Consider the following 15,119-nt stretch of genomic DNA (forward strand, 5'->3'; position numbering starts at 1 on the left):
GTCTTTTCTGACGGGAGAAGGTTGTTTGCCTGTCGATATGCGTTGAACTGCCGCTTATCACAACTGGGGTCCACCAAGGTGGCGCAACAGGGGAGCGTGGCGCGACAACGCAAGCGACCTGCGCGCGAAAAATCCAGCCATGCGGGCGCGGCGTTGGTGCGTTTCCGCCCCTTCTGCACCGCGGCCAGCGCAGGCGATTCCGACGTTCAGCAGCGTTCCCAGCTCAAGGACGGAGCGTCAAACTCGACCTGCCGTTGCAAGAATCGTGGTAGCGCTAACGCTCTCGCCCGAATCGTCCGGCCGTCTTCGCGTGCGAAGTTGACCCATTCCTGCCACGCAGTTCGCCACATCGCTCCGCGCTCAGCCGATATCCAGAAAACATCGATTACGCGTTACGGGTCCTAACGTTGCGGCCGATGTTCCGTAACCTCATGATCTCTCAAGCAAAATGAAGTGATTTGCGAAATCCGAAAAGCAAGCCAATCAGCCAGAATTCGCAAATTTCAACCGGACATCTGCTGGCAGGCGTCGCTCACGCGTCGTTATGTACCTGAGGACACCCGAGAAGCCCCGATACCTCTATGCCTTCGGCACCTCATTTCGCAGTAACTAGTGCTCCTGTTGTAGCCAGCCCCCCGACCAAACTCCCTTTTTGGCGTCATCACACGACAATGTTGACGTGTGCCGGTGCTGCACGACAATCGCCGGCTACAGGGAGTGAACCTCCGGGCAAGATGGTCAGCCCGGGCGGAAGCTGCGTTTCGGGCGATCGACCTTCGCGCAGGACCTCACAGATCGAATGCGTGGTTGTCCCTAAAGCGCGCGCGGCCCTCCGCAGACTGCCGCGCTGTTCGGTCAGAACCTCCAAGACTTTTTCGCGCGTGAGTATAGGGATGGCAGGCCGCACATAGCCAACTACATGCGTACAACGACGACTGTCGTTCTCGCGCGGCGAGGCCCGTGTCCTTATCCAAGCGTTAAGCAAGCTAATGAGCTGCCGCTTGCGGATCCACAGCAGACACTGGCACCAGTGCTCGCACCGCTCGGCACGCTCTCCGGGCGTCATGTGCTGCGCGGACCACCGGTCTATAAGAAGTTGCAGATGCTTGCCCCTGAAGTCCCACGGACTATGCAGGGCGTAGCCGCTACTATGCAGTGCCTCAAACCCTTCAGCTATTTCAGCGATCCGTCGGCATTGCGCTTCCGGTGACACTCTTTCCTTTATCCGGGTGCGGTAATCGTAGGTTGTGGTGATCCTGCCGCTGGCGAGCCCGCGCAAGTCCCGCCGGAACTGTTCGGGCAAGCCGCTGCAGGCGATAACGTACCGGTAGTCATAGTGGATTGTCATGCTCTTTCCTTGTAATGAACCAGTCATGCGCCCGGTGTTCGCGGGCAAGGACGAACGTGCGACACGGAGGCGAACGCGAAGACGACTCGTTGAGTCGGATCGGCGGAACGAGGTCGAGGAATTCATCGGATGTCACGAACCGTGGCTGCATCACGCGGCACAGTCCGGGGACTGGTAGCAGGCGCTACTGGAGCACAGGAACCGGGGTTGCACAGCTTTTTCGTAAACCGGTACTTGCCATTCGCGTCATTTGGCAGCCGTTCGCGTTTGACCCGAACCGTTAGCGCGCTCAGTTGCCTATGATGGAAACCCGCCGCTAAAAGCGTCAACCTCATACAGGTAAGCTCCAGCAGCAGTTCTTCCACATCGGTGTACTCCTGCGCTCGCGACGCAATGAAGCGTCTGACCAGCTCTACGTCAACGTCTTGCAGCCGCGCGAGACATGTCGAACCCGCAGGCAAAAATCCTTCGAACGCGCTCCACACGGCACTCGCAATCGAGCGCATGAATTCATTCAATCCGATTTCTTCAGCTCGACGTTTTGCCTGACTAGCCAGCACACCTTCAGACATGGAAATTCCTCACGGTTGCAAATCTTGTTCTGCGGTTGAGGTCGGTAACGGTGCACCTGCCGTGGACCATAAATTATCCGTCCGGCCAATCGGATAGCCGCTCAACGCGCCGTGTCGATGCTTCGCCAGTAAACGCGCCTGGGCACGTGGCAACGGTGAGGGCTTGCGCCGACGTTCCGCCTCGATGTGATGCCCTGATACGTGGTTTTCAAACCTGTCCCTGATGGGTTGACAGTAGTGCGCCAGGATCATCTGCACGCGTGTGGGCCCATGCCCGAGTGACTCGCTCAGTTCAACGAGAACCTCATAGGGAGCCATTCCCGCCTCAAGCATCTCCAATGCACTCTTGAGCGCATAGGTGTAGCGAAGCGAATGAAAGCTGAGTGTTCCCGTCATGCCCGCGCGACGAAGCAAGGCTGTCATCCGGTTCATCGACGACTTGAGCGTCTTCTGTCGTCCTGTGACCAGTTTAAGGTCGTGCTCGAGACTATAGGCGAGAGCTGCACGAACGGCTCTGGTCGTTCGCTCGCGTTCGCTCGCGATGATCCGCACTTGCCGTGGCCTTGCGTTTTTCGAGCCCCGCATGAGGGCAAGTGTCGCGTCACCGCGCGATAGGCCATCAAGCCACATCTGCAGATCCGGTGCGCACATAAGCGCCTCCTTTCGCCGCAGGCCGAGATGAAGGGCCAGCGAGATCATGTGCACCAATCCCGTATCCAACCTTCTCGCCCGCGCGAGCAGTTCGTCAACTTCCGCGGCTGTCATTGCCCGCTTCGCTCCTATCCTGACCCGTCGACCGAGTTCGAGCCTTTCATTACTGCAGATCTCGTCTATGTCGCGACCCGCATGGCGAGACGTCACACGGATGGCCGAAAAAATATTGGCGAGCGTGCCCGCTGCTTTGCCTTGGGCAATGTTGTATTGCGCATAGGCGTGAATTACCCATGGAGGAATCTCAGTGATGGATTTACGCATCTCGCCCACCTGCCGGGCGAAGCGCAATAGCCCTGTCGTATCCAGCCGCCTGTTCTGCTGTGTTGCGAAGCTGCCCCCCGCTTTTCTGCTGCTTACCGCTGCATCGTGTACCGCTTTTGACATCATGCTCATCGTCAGACTCCTCGGTGTACGCGCATACCAACCCCTGATCGCGTGCGCGTGACGCGAACAGGTCCCCGGAATGACGGTTCTTGTCCGGCACGTCGCCTCTGATGGGACTGCCTGAAATGACTGCGCTGGACCGGGGTGAGCCACGCGCATAGGTCGACTTTTGGTTCGCAGTGAGGGCCGGTAATGCGTTGAGCTGTGGGATCCGTGACGGATGGGCCTTCTTTGCGAGGTAACGGAAGTGGATGGCGACTGCCGCCTTGGTGGCGCGTCTGAGGAGGCAACAGGTGGCCCGTGTGTCTGTGCTGCAGGGAGACACGAGTACGGCGACCAGCGTGGAAGAGCGGGATCGCATTAGCCGCGCTTACGTCGCCATATTGCTGCAGGCGGCCGCAAGGCATTTTTGAGGGGAGCCGGTGTCGGGGATGCCACACTGCAGATGAGCCACCACGATGCAGAACATCGCAGCCACCGGTTGCCAGAGCGCTTGCCCCGATATCAGAACATCGTCTGGCGTTGGTTGCGCCCTGTCTAGCGCGCCTGAGAATAGCGCGCCAGGTCGGAATCACACACAAGGGGAACATTGTCTAATGGTGTGGCTCCCGAAGGAGCCGGCACCACAGACTTTCCTCCGACAGTTACCGCTTACTGGCATCGGACATAAGGCGTTGCACCGCTTGGGCGGCGGCGCAACGCATGCTCAAAGGCAACGGGCAGCGAAGCAACGATGCCCGACTAAAAAGAGCGCGATCGACAATACACCCAGACAAATAGGTTCAAGTAGAGAATGCCAGTTGAAAGCGTGCGTGGTGGCTACCTCAAAACACGCTGCAATGAGCGCCATCGCGCTAAGCATATGAGCGAAGCGCCCGTTGAGCCGCTGTTGTGCGGGCGAAGGTGAAAAGAGCTGCATAGCGCCAGCAGAGAAGCCGCGGCGGCGCGGCGTACTGAAGTCAACGAAGTGCCCTCGCCCTGATTCATGTTTCACCAGGTACCGCGTGCCGCCGCAATCGACGACAAACGATTTCATCTGATCGCAACCATCCAGGACCTCCATAAGGGATGCAAGCCGCGGCGGCAAGGTTACTTGCGCTGAATCGACGTCAAGCAACACGCGGTCGGCCAATACGGTGCCACCCTCATAAGAGACTTCAACATTTACAAGTTTCATGACAGCTCCATTAAGGAAAAAGGTGGTCAAGGGGAATCTCCGGCACAACATTGATCGCCCAATGGACAGGTTCCGTTCGGCTACGTTGTAAAAGGAGATAAGGTCAGCCCCGGCGGCGACGAATGCCGGGCTGATCGTCCAGGCGAAAAACCAGAATTGGCAGGCGGGCTGCCGCAACTGGCATCGTGGATAGAGAAAAAGGAAGTTCGAAGGAATCTTTCGATTCGTCTTGTCGATGCGTTGAAAACGCGGGGGATGAAGTGACTATAGCGGTCGGCAAGGGCATGGTGGCGGCGAAAGATCACAAAAAGCGGGGGTCTTTCGCTGCAGCTTTTTTCTCGGCAGTCGAGCCCGGCACCTGCGGGCGGCAGGGCGAGCCATCACATGAGCGTTCGAGAGCATTCTCTAGCGCTCACGCGCACTCGCAGAACAGCACCGACATGGCTGATGCACTCTCTCATGTCGACGGCAGCGTTGTGACCCCGTCTTTTCCCCCATGTCTATCCGGCTTATCGGCAGTTTCCGTTGATAGAGCTGTGAACGACTCGCGCACTTCCGTTTCGTTATTCCTCAATAGCACGCTCGCTTCGCCGGTTCACACGCGGACGAGGGTCGTAGCGTGTAACGCGTTACGGGTCTAACCGCCGAATGATCTCGGTTACGGTATGTCTCTCAAGGTGTCTGCTTACCGCCACCTTTCGCCTTCCCGCCACTTTTGCTTAGCCAGGATTGACGGCATTGTGGGCAGCGTTGGAATCGGGGCGAAGCCTCTGATTGGCAATGGGTGCAGCGCTGGTTAACGGCACGATCTCGACCGTACGATGTACCGTTGCAGCGCTCGATGTTGCTCTGGGTGGCATCGCTGTTCCATCCGGGCCGCCACGGAGGCGGCGCCAATGGAGGCGCAGCGACACAAGAGACGTCGAACAGCATGTTGCGCGATCTCCCCTCGCTTTGCATTCCTGTAAGGCTTCTCTCGTCGCGCCCCGGAGAGGAAGGGCTGCGATGCAAGCGACTTGCAGGCGACGGATCGGCTTTGAGGATGATCGCGCTTACTGCCTGCGCTGGCGTTCGAAGCCCATACCGGTCACAGCATCATTCCTGTTCAGCTGCACGGGCGTCCCGGATGCGTTGCCGATGCTCAGCGAAAGCCTCGGCTCGCGTATCAGCATGCCGAAGTACCGCGTCCGCGATCTTTTGCACAGGCAGTAGAGCGATTCCCGTCCGCGCAAACTGCTGCTGGCGTATCCTCAAGTGCCGATAAAGTTCGCCGCGCTCAAGCAGTGCCGTTGGAAGCATAGGGGCCAGCGTGGTCGCGTCATTGGAAAACACGCCAAGTCCTTCAACGAGCCAGAGCCTCGGAGGGATCAAGCTTTTGAGAAATCGAACCTTTCGCCCATTTTGCTTCATTGGGGAAGTGCGAAAGTGCCGCTGCCCGTCAGGCGTCGAAAGGATCAACGTTGCATCGGTTTCACCACGCGTAACCGCGCCACCCCAGTGCTTCGTCTCAATCACGAAGATGCCGAACGGGGTGATCGCCAGGTGATCAATCTCGACGGTTGGAAACGCACTATCGGGCGCGTGAACAAGAATGAGGCCATTGAAGATCAGCCAGTCATCGCCACACAGGCGCACGAGGTGTCGCTGAAGATCAGCAGATACGAGTTGTTCCCCTTCCTCGCCGCGCCCTGCACGATCCATCCATCGCGCCCCTGAAAGAGCCTTCTCGCTGGACAGCTCTTCATTGTGGCCCTGGTACGCCCACAGCAATGTGGCGCCAAACGCGAGCAGTTCTATAAGCATTTCGGCTTCTCCTTTCGTTAGATGGGTGAAACCAGCGTACCGGGCTCTAGCCGAAGTCAAGGATCGTCAGAAAAACGCTGGCCGCAGCGGCAAGCTGCTTCAAACTGGACGCACTTACAGCTTTATCGCTCACATACTGGGTCGCACTTAAACGACGTTGAGCAGGTGGCCAAGAGCACGACGGTCTTGTGTCCCACCAGCGAGCGACGACATGGTGACGAGCAGCGCGGTTCGCGACGACTGAAGTCGCAAATCCCGCCACCAAGAGGTCCACGTTGCGAAACCGGTAGAAAAGACGAACTACAGCCGAGAAGGTTCTCGATCGAGGGGAGCCGCCTCCACGCATCGACACACCTATCGTTCCAGTAGCCGCAGCTCGACGGACCCAAGGTAGTCGGACCGCCGTACCGCTTGACGCGCCGACGTCGCGACGGGCGCTACCCCTGCAACAGACGGTTGGGCGGGTCAGCGGGTCGAGATTCACGAAGAATGCGACGCAGTGCGTCGCCGAAGCAACAGGGGTAGCCGGGCAAGAATGGCGAACGCCTATCTGTGGACAAATTTCGCGCCCTCTCCCAAGGTTACCAATCGTTGAGTCCGCAAACGGTCCGTGAAGCCATGGCAACAGCTGAAAGGAACACGGTGGGCACGACGGATAGTCGGAAGGCGGCGGCTGCCGTGTCCAGACGGCACCGGTTGCGACCCCAGCACAGGCGAAGGCAATGAGCATCGAGCGGTTGCTCTCGACCTTCAGCCGCGTGCTCGCCTCGTAAATGACTTTCGATGGATCTTCCTCGGCATACATGCCGGGGGCCGTGGATAGCGCGGCCTGCCGCTTGTTCCTGAAAATGCACATGGCAACCCTTGATGAATGGGTACCATTGAAACGATCTCTAACAAGGGTTTTGAGGGAAAAGGCACATAGATTTGAGCGCCTTTGTGGTCACGACAGTTCGCAGTTCCGTCGCCGGCTTCGAAAACTTTAACCATGGTTAGGCATCTCCGCCGTAAAGAGGATCGAAATCGGCACCCTTCCGGCGTTCCGTTGAGCGTGCTGCGGTGTATCGTTTACGGTCTGTTCCGAATTTTTTTACAAATTTACATTCCTGGAACAAAATAGCTTGCTTTTTTCCTGTTTGAAAACAGTCGGTTGCGCGGGCGACGCGAGCAAAAAAATTAACCATGGTTAAAAAGCCGTGAACTGCGGCGGATAACGCGCGGTGCAACGGCGCAGTAGCGGTTGCAGACGCGGAAGCGATTGGCCGGGTTCTAAAGCAACCGTAGGGGTGCACCTTTCGGTTTCTAGGTGGAGACCTTCGACGGTGGCTTGCTGGCTGTGCTTCTCCCAACGATTTTATTGAGACGTTTCAATGACGGAAAAAGTCGTCGACGATGCATTGAGGCTAGCAGCGATTTATAAGGCCGGCGTGGGAACGCAATGGAACACATATCGTCAGGCAGCAGCCAAGCTGTCCAGGTTGTTCGAGACGAACCTGGCGCCACCGAGGATCGCCGAGGCTCTGGCCGTCTCGCGGTTGCCTAGGGTGCTTACAGGACTGTTCGACAAAGCCGGCTTGAGCAGTGGAAACGCGCGCGCGCTCCTAAGACTGGCAAGTCAGCGTGGAGAAAGCCTGCTCGCTGCAAGCGCCGCAGAGATTGACACAACTGGAATGGACGCGAGGGATATTTTGCGTGCCTTGCGATCGGGCGGCGAAGTAAGCTCACGAGCGGCCCCTCCGGGATTGAACGCGCCGCTCGCCATTGCAGCGTATTACCTAAAAGGCAAATTCCCGAGCAAAGGCGTCGCGGCGGCACATATGGGCATACCGCAATCCCGGCTTAGCGAGGCAATCACCATTGAGAAGGCGTTGCCAGCTGAGGTGAAAATGCTTTTTCCGGGTGACAATCTAACTTTCGCGGCCGGCAAGGAAATAGTGAGGCTGATAGCGCTGCGGGGGGTGAATAATGTTCGCGCGCTCGCAGCCGAGGCGGGCCGCTCGCCGCGTAGGCCGTCACCCCAACTGATCCTGAACCGCCTTGCGGGTATCGATATACCCGGCGTCAACGTGAGGGTTAGGAAAGCGCCAGGAAAGAATGCAAAGCGCCGCCTGATCGTTGAATTGCACCTTCAAGAGTCGGACGCTAACAGCGTAGAGGCGCTCGAGTTCATGATTGAAATGCTGAAGACCAGGTTTGGCATTGAGTGAAGGCCAACCGTTAGGCTTTTTTTGGCTACAGTCAGAACACTCCGACACGCGCCGGCGTCCACGCACCACCCTCACCTCATCCTTTACGGAAACGAGAACACTCTTGTCGGCCAGCCGCTGGAAATAAGGGAATCAGCTCGGCGATGAAATTCCCGACGACGCGATCGCCGTGGTCCTTGTACATCGGCACCGGCCACGTTTGCGATTTCGCGGGCATGCGCATCCAGATCGAGTGACCGTCGTCAAACATGACCTCGGGCTTGAATTCGGCGCTGCCGTCGACCGAGTAGTCCCGTTGCGCTTGTCGGGCGCACCCGGGCCATCGGCGCTCGCGGATAGTGAACCCGTACTGTCTGATAGGAGAGCCCACCGGCAGGCGACGCGCACTTCAGTGGTTGCCCGCGTCTGTCCGCGCCGTTGGCGACGGTCTCAGCAAGTGAACATCGACGAGGGCAAGTATCAACCTTGGCCCCAGTCCGGGCTGTGCGACTGCAGATGCGCCGCGATCCTTCGAGGATCGAGATACCGAGAGTGGCTGCAACGAAAGCGGTTTAGGCGCGTGCGCATGAAATGACGTAACTCACCGCCTTGAAGCATGTTTTCCGGCAACGTTGGATCGCGAGCGCAGTCGGAGTCGGCGAAGACGGCGATGCTTTCGACCGGACACAGGAACTGTCCGAGTACCCCTCGCAAATGGCGTAATACGGGCTTTGCTCTGCGCAATGGAGAGGTTTGAACGCAGACCACACCGGGCCTCTCATGCAGAAGGAGCTCCTCCTCGTTTGCAGAGCGCGCGACTTTGCCGATCCACTCGTACTGATCGATGGCAAACACGCCAAATGCCGATATAGCCAGGCAGTCTACCCAGGTCACCGGGTTGCGCGTGTCAGGGGCATGCTCCAGTAGCACTCCGAGGCGAACGACGCATGCATCCCCGGTCATCCCATCCAGTAGCGATCGGATACGGTTTGTTAATGGCAAACACACGCGACGGCGCTTTTCCTTCCACGGAGCTTGATCGGCGTCCCACCCTTCAGCGGCCGCACTGGGATCCTTCCACAACGCGTTGGCAGAGGTTGCGTTATTACCGGCCAGAGGATGCAGCGACTTTATCCGTTTCATATGTTCTCCGTTGATTGACTGAAGGGGTGATAGACGGCAGCGTGAGTTCGCCCCGCTCGTCTCGCCTCAGAACGCAGCGCAGCTTTCGGTGGCGCCACATTTCGCAGCGGGGCAAACACGTCGCTGAGCAGCGACGACTCTGGATAGCTTCAGCGTGCCATGCGTGGCGGAATGTCAAGGCAACGTCGAACGACCGAGGCAGCGCGCCCATGCATCCAGCGAAGAAATTCCTTCGATGCGTAACCCGTTGCCTCTGCTCTTCAACGCAACAAAACGTGAATGCGCGCGCGTTTGGATGTTCGCTGCTTCCGCCGAAAGCCAGGCGAAATTAGTGATCATTCGCTTCCCTATTAACCTCATCAGATCTGTACAGTTGGTCGGTCAAGCAGTGTTGTCTTCGCCGCGGCCAACGGCCTGCGACCGCCTTGGCTCAACGTGATACAGCCGCGCAGGCAACGCTGGCCACAGCAGTGCTCTGAACAGGCTGCTGCGGGACGATAGTCTCGGCACGCCGAGCAGTTTGAACCAACAGGAGAATGTGAATGAAGGTATCGGGCATCTGCCGTCGACATCGGTTACGGCCACGCCAAACGAGCCGTTTTCGTTAGTCGATAACTCACCCTGAGCCGATGCGGAGGCTGTGTCGCGGCAGATTGCCCCCTCTCAGGCGCGAAGGACGACTGACTGAAAATTGCCGCCGGAAGCAGGGACTCGGTGGCCGCGACGGCCCCATATGATGGCGGGCACTGATGTGCTCCCCGACACACGGACGAGGTGAAGATGTCTACAATTCTTGATGTGCGCGAAGCCTTGGACAATTACCGGCTGCCCGCTGACTTCAAGGCGGTGCTCGAAGAGCTGCTCGAGCGTAATGTGGACCGTGCGAATAGCGCGGCAACGGGGAGCCCGAAAACGCTCTCGATGCAGACGCAGAAGTGCCGAACGATGACGCTCGGCAAGTCATTTGAGGAACTGCGACAAAACGGCTTCGCCTTGCAGTCTCCATACTCACTGAAGCACAAGCACGTCCAGTTCCTAGTGAACTTTTGGTTACGTAGGAAGCTGACGCTGCAAGACGTCGGAGCGCCCTCTAGCCATGTCGATCTGCTTTTTCGGATGGTGTGAGAATATCACTGACGGAACACCCGGCACTGCTTGAGAGATGCACAGGTCAAGTCAAATAAAGCGTGTCTTCCGAATCCAATCCGCACTTCGCCGACATGCTCCCTCACGAATATTTCCCGCTCGGCACGGTGCTTCATTTGCCAGTCGCTCCCGCTTCGGGCGTGGTGGAGGAAAAGGCGAAGTGAGCTCAGTTGTCCGGAAACCCGTTCGCGATTGCTTCACGAACCCGCTCTTCGGCGTCTTTGAACGCTCTCTCGGGATCTCCGAAGACATCCCCCCGCTCGATTTGATACGTGACGAAGTTTTTATACACAGGTGCGCCGTCAAGCCTCATGATCATTGCTCGGGCGTAATAGCAGCCGCTTGGACCAGGAGCTCCACGTCGCTTTTCGAGTTCAGCGTCAATAGCAATCTTATACGGTGGGACTTTAACCTCCTTATGCAAGGCAGTCATGTCCGTCTCCATCGTGAGTTACGAGGAATCGTAGCGTGAGCACGATCTCAGCATTTGCGGCCTATATCGCTATCGCCGCATCTCCTGACTCATCCGATGATGCTTAGAAGTTCAGGCAAGGTCATGTCGCCGAAATGCTCTTCCAGCACGAGGAACAGCGCCGCGTCGTATGCGACGCAGTGCCTGTTTTTAAATATGTCGAACTCTCCGAACTGCGCAACCACGCTGACTTCGGCTGCAGCGCAGGCGGATTCGAAGATTGCTTTTGCTTGCGCGACGGTGAGGTTTAGGTCCATGTGGTCAATGCCACTGAAAAAGGCCCCGAACCTCAACGAGGACGGGGCAAGAGCAATCCGAGAGATCTCACCGTACGGAAACATGAAGCGATGAGAACTTCAATAACGGCCGGCCCGCCAGGAACTTTAGTAGAAGCTTTGATTGAAGCAGCAGCAAAACGAATGATTGAAACCACGCGCAAACACTGGGTGTAAATTGCAAATCCGTCTCGACGAATGGCTCAAGCGTGAGTTTGATCCGCCGCCCGCTATCCGCACTGCTCGCCTGTGGGTCAATGCCGGAAAGATCTATCCAGCGCCGGTCAAAGTTGGCCTGTCGTATCACGTCGACCAAAACGCGGTCTTTAATGACGGTACCGCACGCCTGTCCCTCGCACAAAGGGTTTTACAGAAATATGGCCGCACGTCCTAGAATCCGCCGTCGCGCTAACTGGCCCGACAATCTCCACGAGCCGCGCCTTGGCTATTACACGTGGCGCGACCCTATCAGCAAAGAGACGCACATCCTCGGACGCATGCCGCTTGCCCAAGCGATACATGAAGCGCTGGAGGCTAATCTCGCGCTTCTCAGCCTAAAGCCGACGACGACGCTCGCCGAGCGGCTCAACATGCCGAAGGAAACCGTCGCCGCCCTGTTGCTCAAGATGCCGGCCTGGAGAGCGAAGCCTGAGACGATTCGCCATCGCAAGTATGTCGACAACGCAATCCGCGACGAAATCGGCACGATCAGATGCGCTGAACTCACTACGAAGCATATCGCCGAGATGCTCGAAAAGATCGAGGCGGGGCGGCCAGGAAGTTCGTACACTCAAGGAAATGATCGCACTACGTGCGCTTGGTCACACCGTTGAACTCGTATGTTCCGACAATGCAATGCTGGGGATCCGTTCTCAAGCGGAAGGCTTTACAGTGCATCACGCGCCCATACACGGGGGCGCCGATGTGCGTTCCATGCTGAGAATCCGCACGCTTCTCGAACAACATAACTTCGATGTGCTGATTACGCATAGCGGCCATGACACCTTGGTCGCAGGCGCGGCCGGACGTCTTGCGGGAACGCCGTTCATCGTGCGAACGCGGCATCTGGCGTTGCCCATCACATCGCTGGTTACGTACAACTGGATTCCCCATCACGTTGTGGCGGTGAGTCACTACGTGCGCAACTATCTGATTTCCGCCGGCGTGCAGGAAAGTCGCGTCGATACAATTTATGATGGCATTGTTAAGCCGGAGCCGCTGACGCTTTCGACTCTCCGCGACGAACTCGGACTCGATTCAGACACAGTCATCGCTGGAGTGGTTGCGATGCTCCGCGAAAAAAAAGGTCACGAGGACCTGATCGCGGCCGTAAGACCGATGATGATTGATCGACCGCATTTTCACGTCGTAATCGCTGGCGAGGGCGGTGAACTTGCCAAACTGAAGGCGATGATCGACGGCTTTGGTTTGTCAGAACGGATTCATTTGCTGGGCTTCCGCAAGGACATCAACAACGTGTTGCGTGGCTGTGATCTGTTCGTGCTCCCGACTCACCAGGAAGCGCTAGGCCAAGCGATTATCGAAGCGATGGCGATGGGTCTGCCCGTGGTTGGCACCGACGTCGACGGGGTTCCCGAGTTGATCGACTCGGGCGTGAACGGCTTGCTCGTGCCCCCGCGCAACATTGACGCGTTGCGCGCCGCGCTCACGCGTCTGGTCGACGACGCACCATTGCGCGCGCGCTTTGGACTGTCTGGTCGTATCAAGACCGACAACAACTTCACGGTAGAAGGTATGGCGAGAGAGACAATCGATCTATACCTGCGCGGCATCGATCGCCAGCGTCACGTATTCCGCCGGCGAGGAGCATCGGGATGACCCGGCATGCCAAAGGAGTGCCCGTGCTGATGTACCACCATATCAGCACGTCGCCGGGGATGATCACGGTGTCGCCCGATAACTTCGCTGCGCAAATGGCGTATCTGGCAGACGCGGAGTACAGGACGATCGGCAGCACGCAACTAGCCGCCTATCTGGCGGGAGAGGGTTGCCGGAGAAATCGGTCATGCTGACATTCGACGACGGCTATCTCGACAACTGGGTTCATGCGTATCCCGTGCTTCAAGCACACGGTTTGACCGCTTTGTGCTTTCTTGTGACGAGCTGGATCGGCGAAGGGCCGGCGCGTGCCCATGCGGGCGCTGGCGGCACGTTGCCTCCACTACTCAACCATCGAGCCGGTGAAGTCGCGATTGAAAACGGTGAAGCTGATCGCGCGATTCTCCGATGGTCTGAAATCGACGCGATGCGCGATGCGGGAACCTTCGAATTTCACAGCCATACCCATAGTCATGTGAGATGGGATCAAGTGTCATTCAATGCAGACGAGAAGTGCGCGGGACTCGAGCGCGATCTCCACGATGCCCGCACGACCTTGGAAACACGGCTCGGAGCCATTTCCGATCACTTGTGCTGGCCCCAAGGCTATTACGACGATGACTATCGACGTGTCGCCTATCAGGCAGGATTCCGGCATTTCTACACATGCGAGAAGGGGTCCAATTACCCTGGAAACGATGGCAGCGCAGTTCGCTCGATTACTCGGTTAGAAGTGCGCGACCGTTCAGCATCATGGCTCGCCTCGCGGCTGTGGATTCACACCCGTCCCGCAATCAGCCGGGCATACCTCAGGATCAAACGGTGATGCACCGACAATCTCGCGATTACTTGCCGTCTGCGAGTGGCCTGAGCCGCGAAAACGATATATCGCACTGAATAGCGCCAACAAGCGGGACCTCAATCCGTAAGCCTGCAGAATCCGTTGCATGCATGGCCGTAGGGCCTTCGTCAGGCGAAGGGTTTTGAACAAACGTTGAACAAGGCTTGCTGGGTAAGGTCTTGCGGGCGACGGGGAAATGTCGATACCAAAGCGCTACTCACGCATATGACAGATGCGATTGCTGACCCGTACGCACGTTCGCGTGGCCTTGAACCTCTGAAGGTGAGGATCAGCAGAAGGTGACCAGGGTGACGGCACCGGTATCCGGCATATGGATCGTCGTGCACAAGGCGGATTCAACCGGTCGTCGCAACACCGGATTGTTGAACAGATTTTAGATATTCGTCCAGCGCTTCGGCAGGAGTCTTCCACCCAAGCGTTTTCCGGGGCCTGGTATTCAGTGCATTGGCAACGGCCTGGATCTCTCGACCACTCCACCGGGCTAGGTCAGTGCCCTTTGGAAAGTACTGTCGTAAAGGGCCATTCGTGTTTTCGTTCGTGCCGCGCCGCCATGGACTGTGCAGGTCGGCGAAGAATACCTTTACCCCGGACTCGACGGTAAAGCGGGCGTGATCGGATAATTCCTTGCCACGATCCCAAGTCAATGACCGCCACAACTGGACAGGCATGTCAGCGGAAAGTTTCAAGCTAGTTGTCGCCTCAACGAATAAATTTCAGGCGGCCTTTCTCTCCTGGTTAGGGCGTTGTGGGGCGGCACCCTGGTTGTCAATGTGATCCGGGTTCAGATGCACTGCATCTACACGCTGCCAGTTGCGCTTGCGGCGTTTCCATCGTAGCGGATTGCGCTGCCGGGCGCTCTCGTAGAGCGCCGCGCGTCGGTCCAGGATGTCCTGATCGAGATTCGCATGGCGTTGCGCTGGCGTCACGAACCGGATCGCACTGTGACGATGTTCGTGGTTGTACCAGCGCACCAGTGCGCCCACCCAGGCGCGTGCGGCAAACAGGGTGTCGAACGCCTTGAGTGGGTAAGCGGGGCGGTACTTCAGGGTCTTGAACAGCGACTCGGAATAAGGGTTGTCGTTGCTTACACCCGGACGACTCAACGACGGCATGACACCCAGCGCCTGGAGGGTGGCGAGCATCGTCGCGCCTTTCATCGGGCCGCCGTTATCCGAATGCAGAATCACCTGATCGGGCC

The 15,119-nt window shown here is 57.9% G+C and carries 15 protein-coding genes and 2 pseudogenes; 7 read left to right on the plus strand and 10 right to left on the minus strand.

Annotation, left to right across the window (positions count from 1 at the left end):
* Positions 1-661: 661 nt before the first annotated feature.
* The 5 genes from BCA01S_RS35955 to BCA01S_RS35970 all read right to left on the minus strand — a co-directional run bounded on the left by BCA01S_RS35955 (position 662) and on the right by BCA01S_RS35970 (position 5,998).
* Positions 662-1,348 (minus strand): hypothetical protein, encoded by a 687-nt coding sequence (locus tag BCA01S_RS35955; RefSeq protein WP_042320195.1) that lies wholly within the window; start codon positions 1,346-1,348, stop codon positions 662-664.
* Between the two features lie 122 nt (positions 1,349-1,470).
* Positions 1,471-1,920: a hypothetical protein gene (locus BCA01S_RS35960; RefSeq protein ID WP_244145912.1), complete on the minus strand. Its 450-nt coding sequence runs from the start codon at positions 1,918-1,920 to the stop codon at positions 1,471-1,473.
* 9 nt (positions 1,921-1,929) lie between these two features.
* A complete protein-coding gene (locus BCA01S_RS35965) occupies positions 1,930-3,027 on the minus strand; it encodes an integrase domain-containing protein (protein WP_084167063.1) in 1,098 nt (365 codons plus the stop codon).
* A gap of 697 nt (positions 3,028-3,724) precedes the next feature.
* On the minus strand, positions 3,725-4,195 hold the full coding sequence (locus tag BCA01S_RS32360) for a hypothetical protein (protein ID WP_156955157.1): 471 nt from the start codon (positions 4,193-4,195) through the stop codon (positions 3,725-3,727).
* Between the two features lie 1,095 nt (positions 4,196-5,290).
* Positions 5,291-5,998: a nuclease-related domain-containing protein gene (locus BCA01S_RS35970; protein WP_063831985.1), complete on the minus strand. Its 708-nt coding sequence runs from the start codon at positions 5,996-5,998 to the stop codon at positions 5,291-5,293.
* A 1,370-nt stretch (positions 5,999-7,368) separates the two neighbouring features.
* On the opposite strand from BCA01S_RS35970, the gene BCA01S_RS32370 reads away from it, so the two are divergent.
* The gene (locus BCA01S_RS32370) at positions 7,369-8,205 is read left to right on the plus strand and encodes a hypothetical protein (RefSeq protein ID WP_027780433.1); all 837 of its coding nucleotides are present in this window, start codon (positions 7,369-7,371) and stop codon (positions 8,203-8,205) included.
* Between the two features lie 459 nt (positions 8,206-8,664).
* Here the strand turns inward: BCA01S_RS32370 and BCA01S_RS32380 are convergent, their stop codons facing one another.
* Positions 8,665-9,327, minus strand: coding sequence for a hypothetical protein (locus BCA01S_RS32380; protein WP_027780434.1), 663 nt, complete (start codon positions 9,325-9,327; stop codon positions 8,665-8,667).
* Between the two features lie 780 nt (positions 9,328-10,107).
* Here BCA01S_RS32380 and BCA01S_RS32390 point away from each other — a divergent pair.
* Both BCA01S_RS32390 and BCA01S_RS39345 read left to right on the plus strand, forming a co-directional pair.
* Positions 10,108-10,452, plus strand: coding sequence for a hypothetical protein (locus BCA01S_RS32390; protein ID WP_027780435.1), 345 nt, complete (start codon positions 10,108-10,110; stop codon positions 10,450-10,452).
* A gap of 62 nt (positions 10,453-10,514) precedes the next feature.
* Entirely contained in the window at positions 10,515-10,637 is a 123-nt protein-coding gene (locus tag BCA01S_RS39345; protein ID WP_255218493.1) for a tail protein X, read from the plus strand.
* 2 nt (positions 10,638-10,639) lie between these two features.
* Here BCA01S_RS39345 and BCA01S_RS32395 read toward each other — a convergent pair whose 3' ends face one another.
* Together BCA01S_RS32395 and BCA01S_RS32400 are read right to left on the minus strand one after the other, a co-directional pair.
* Positions 10,640-10,906: a hypothetical protein gene (locus tag BCA01S_RS32395; protein WP_042320216.1), complete on the minus strand. Its 267-nt coding sequence runs from the start codon at positions 10,904-10,906 to the stop codon at positions 10,640-10,642.
* 89 nt (positions 10,907-10,995) lie between these two features.
* Positions 10,996-11,286, minus strand: coding sequence for a hypothetical protein (locus tag BCA01S_RS32400; protein ID WP_244145911.1), 291 nt, complete (start codon positions 11,284-11,286; stop codon positions 10,996-10,998).
* A gap of 112 nt (positions 11,287-11,398) precedes the next feature.
* Here BCA01S_RS32400 and BCA01S_RS35975 point away from each other — a divergent pair, with 112 nt between their 5' ends.
* The 4 genes and pseudogenes from BCA01S_RS35975 to BCA01S_RS35980 all read left to right on the plus strand — a co-directional run bounded on the left by BCA01S_RS35975 (position 11,399) and on the right by BCA01S_RS35980 (position 13,885).
* Complete coding sequence (locus BCA01S_RS35975; protein WP_042320198.1) at positions 11,399-11,614, plus strand: excisionase; 216 nt, start codon at positions 11,399-11,401, stop codon at positions 11,612-11,614.
* Positions 11,550-12,053 carry a phage integrase Arm DNA-binding domain-containing protein gene (locus tag BCA01S_RS39350; protein ID WP_084167064.1) on the plus strand — a complete coding sequence of 168 codons (504 nt, stop codon included), beginning with the start codon at positions 11,550-11,552 and terminating at the stop codon, positions 12,051-12,053. Before BCA01S_RS35975 ends, BCA01S_RS39350 begins: the two co-directional genes overlap by 65 nt.
* The gene (locus BCA01S_RS32410) at positions 12,019-13,059 is read left to right on the plus strand and encodes a glycosyltransferase family 4 protein (protein ID WP_244145910.1); all 1,041 of its coding nucleotides are present in this window, start codon (positions 12,019-12,021) and stop codon (positions 13,057-13,059) included. Before BCA01S_RS39350 ends, BCA01S_RS32410 begins: the two co-directional genes overlap by 35 nt.
* Positions 13,056-13,885 (plus strand): annotated as a pseudogene (locus BCA01S_RS35980) (polysaccharide deacetylase family protein). Before BCA01S_RS32410 ends, BCA01S_RS35980 begins: the two are co-directional and overlap by 4 nt.
* 371 nt (positions 13,886-14,256) lie before the next feature.
* On the opposite strand, the pseudogene BCA01S_RS37630 reads toward BCA01S_RS35980, so the two are convergent.
* Positions 14,257-14,595 (minus strand): annotated as a pseudogene (locus BCA01S_RS37630) (IS30 family transposase); the annotation flags it as partial.
* A gap of 39 nt (positions 14,596-14,634) precedes the next feature.
* A partial coding sequence (locus BCA01S_RS32420; RefSeq protein ID WP_027780439.1) for an integrase core domain-containing protein occupies positions 14,635-15,119 on the minus strand: 485 nt, incomplete at its 5' end.

Origin of the sequence: Paraburkholderia caledonica NBRC 102488 (assembly GCF_000685095.1) — a bacterium.
GTDB lineage: Bacteria > Pseudomonadota > Gammaproteobacteria > Burkholderiales > Burkholderiaceae > Paraburkholderia > Paraburkholderia caledonica.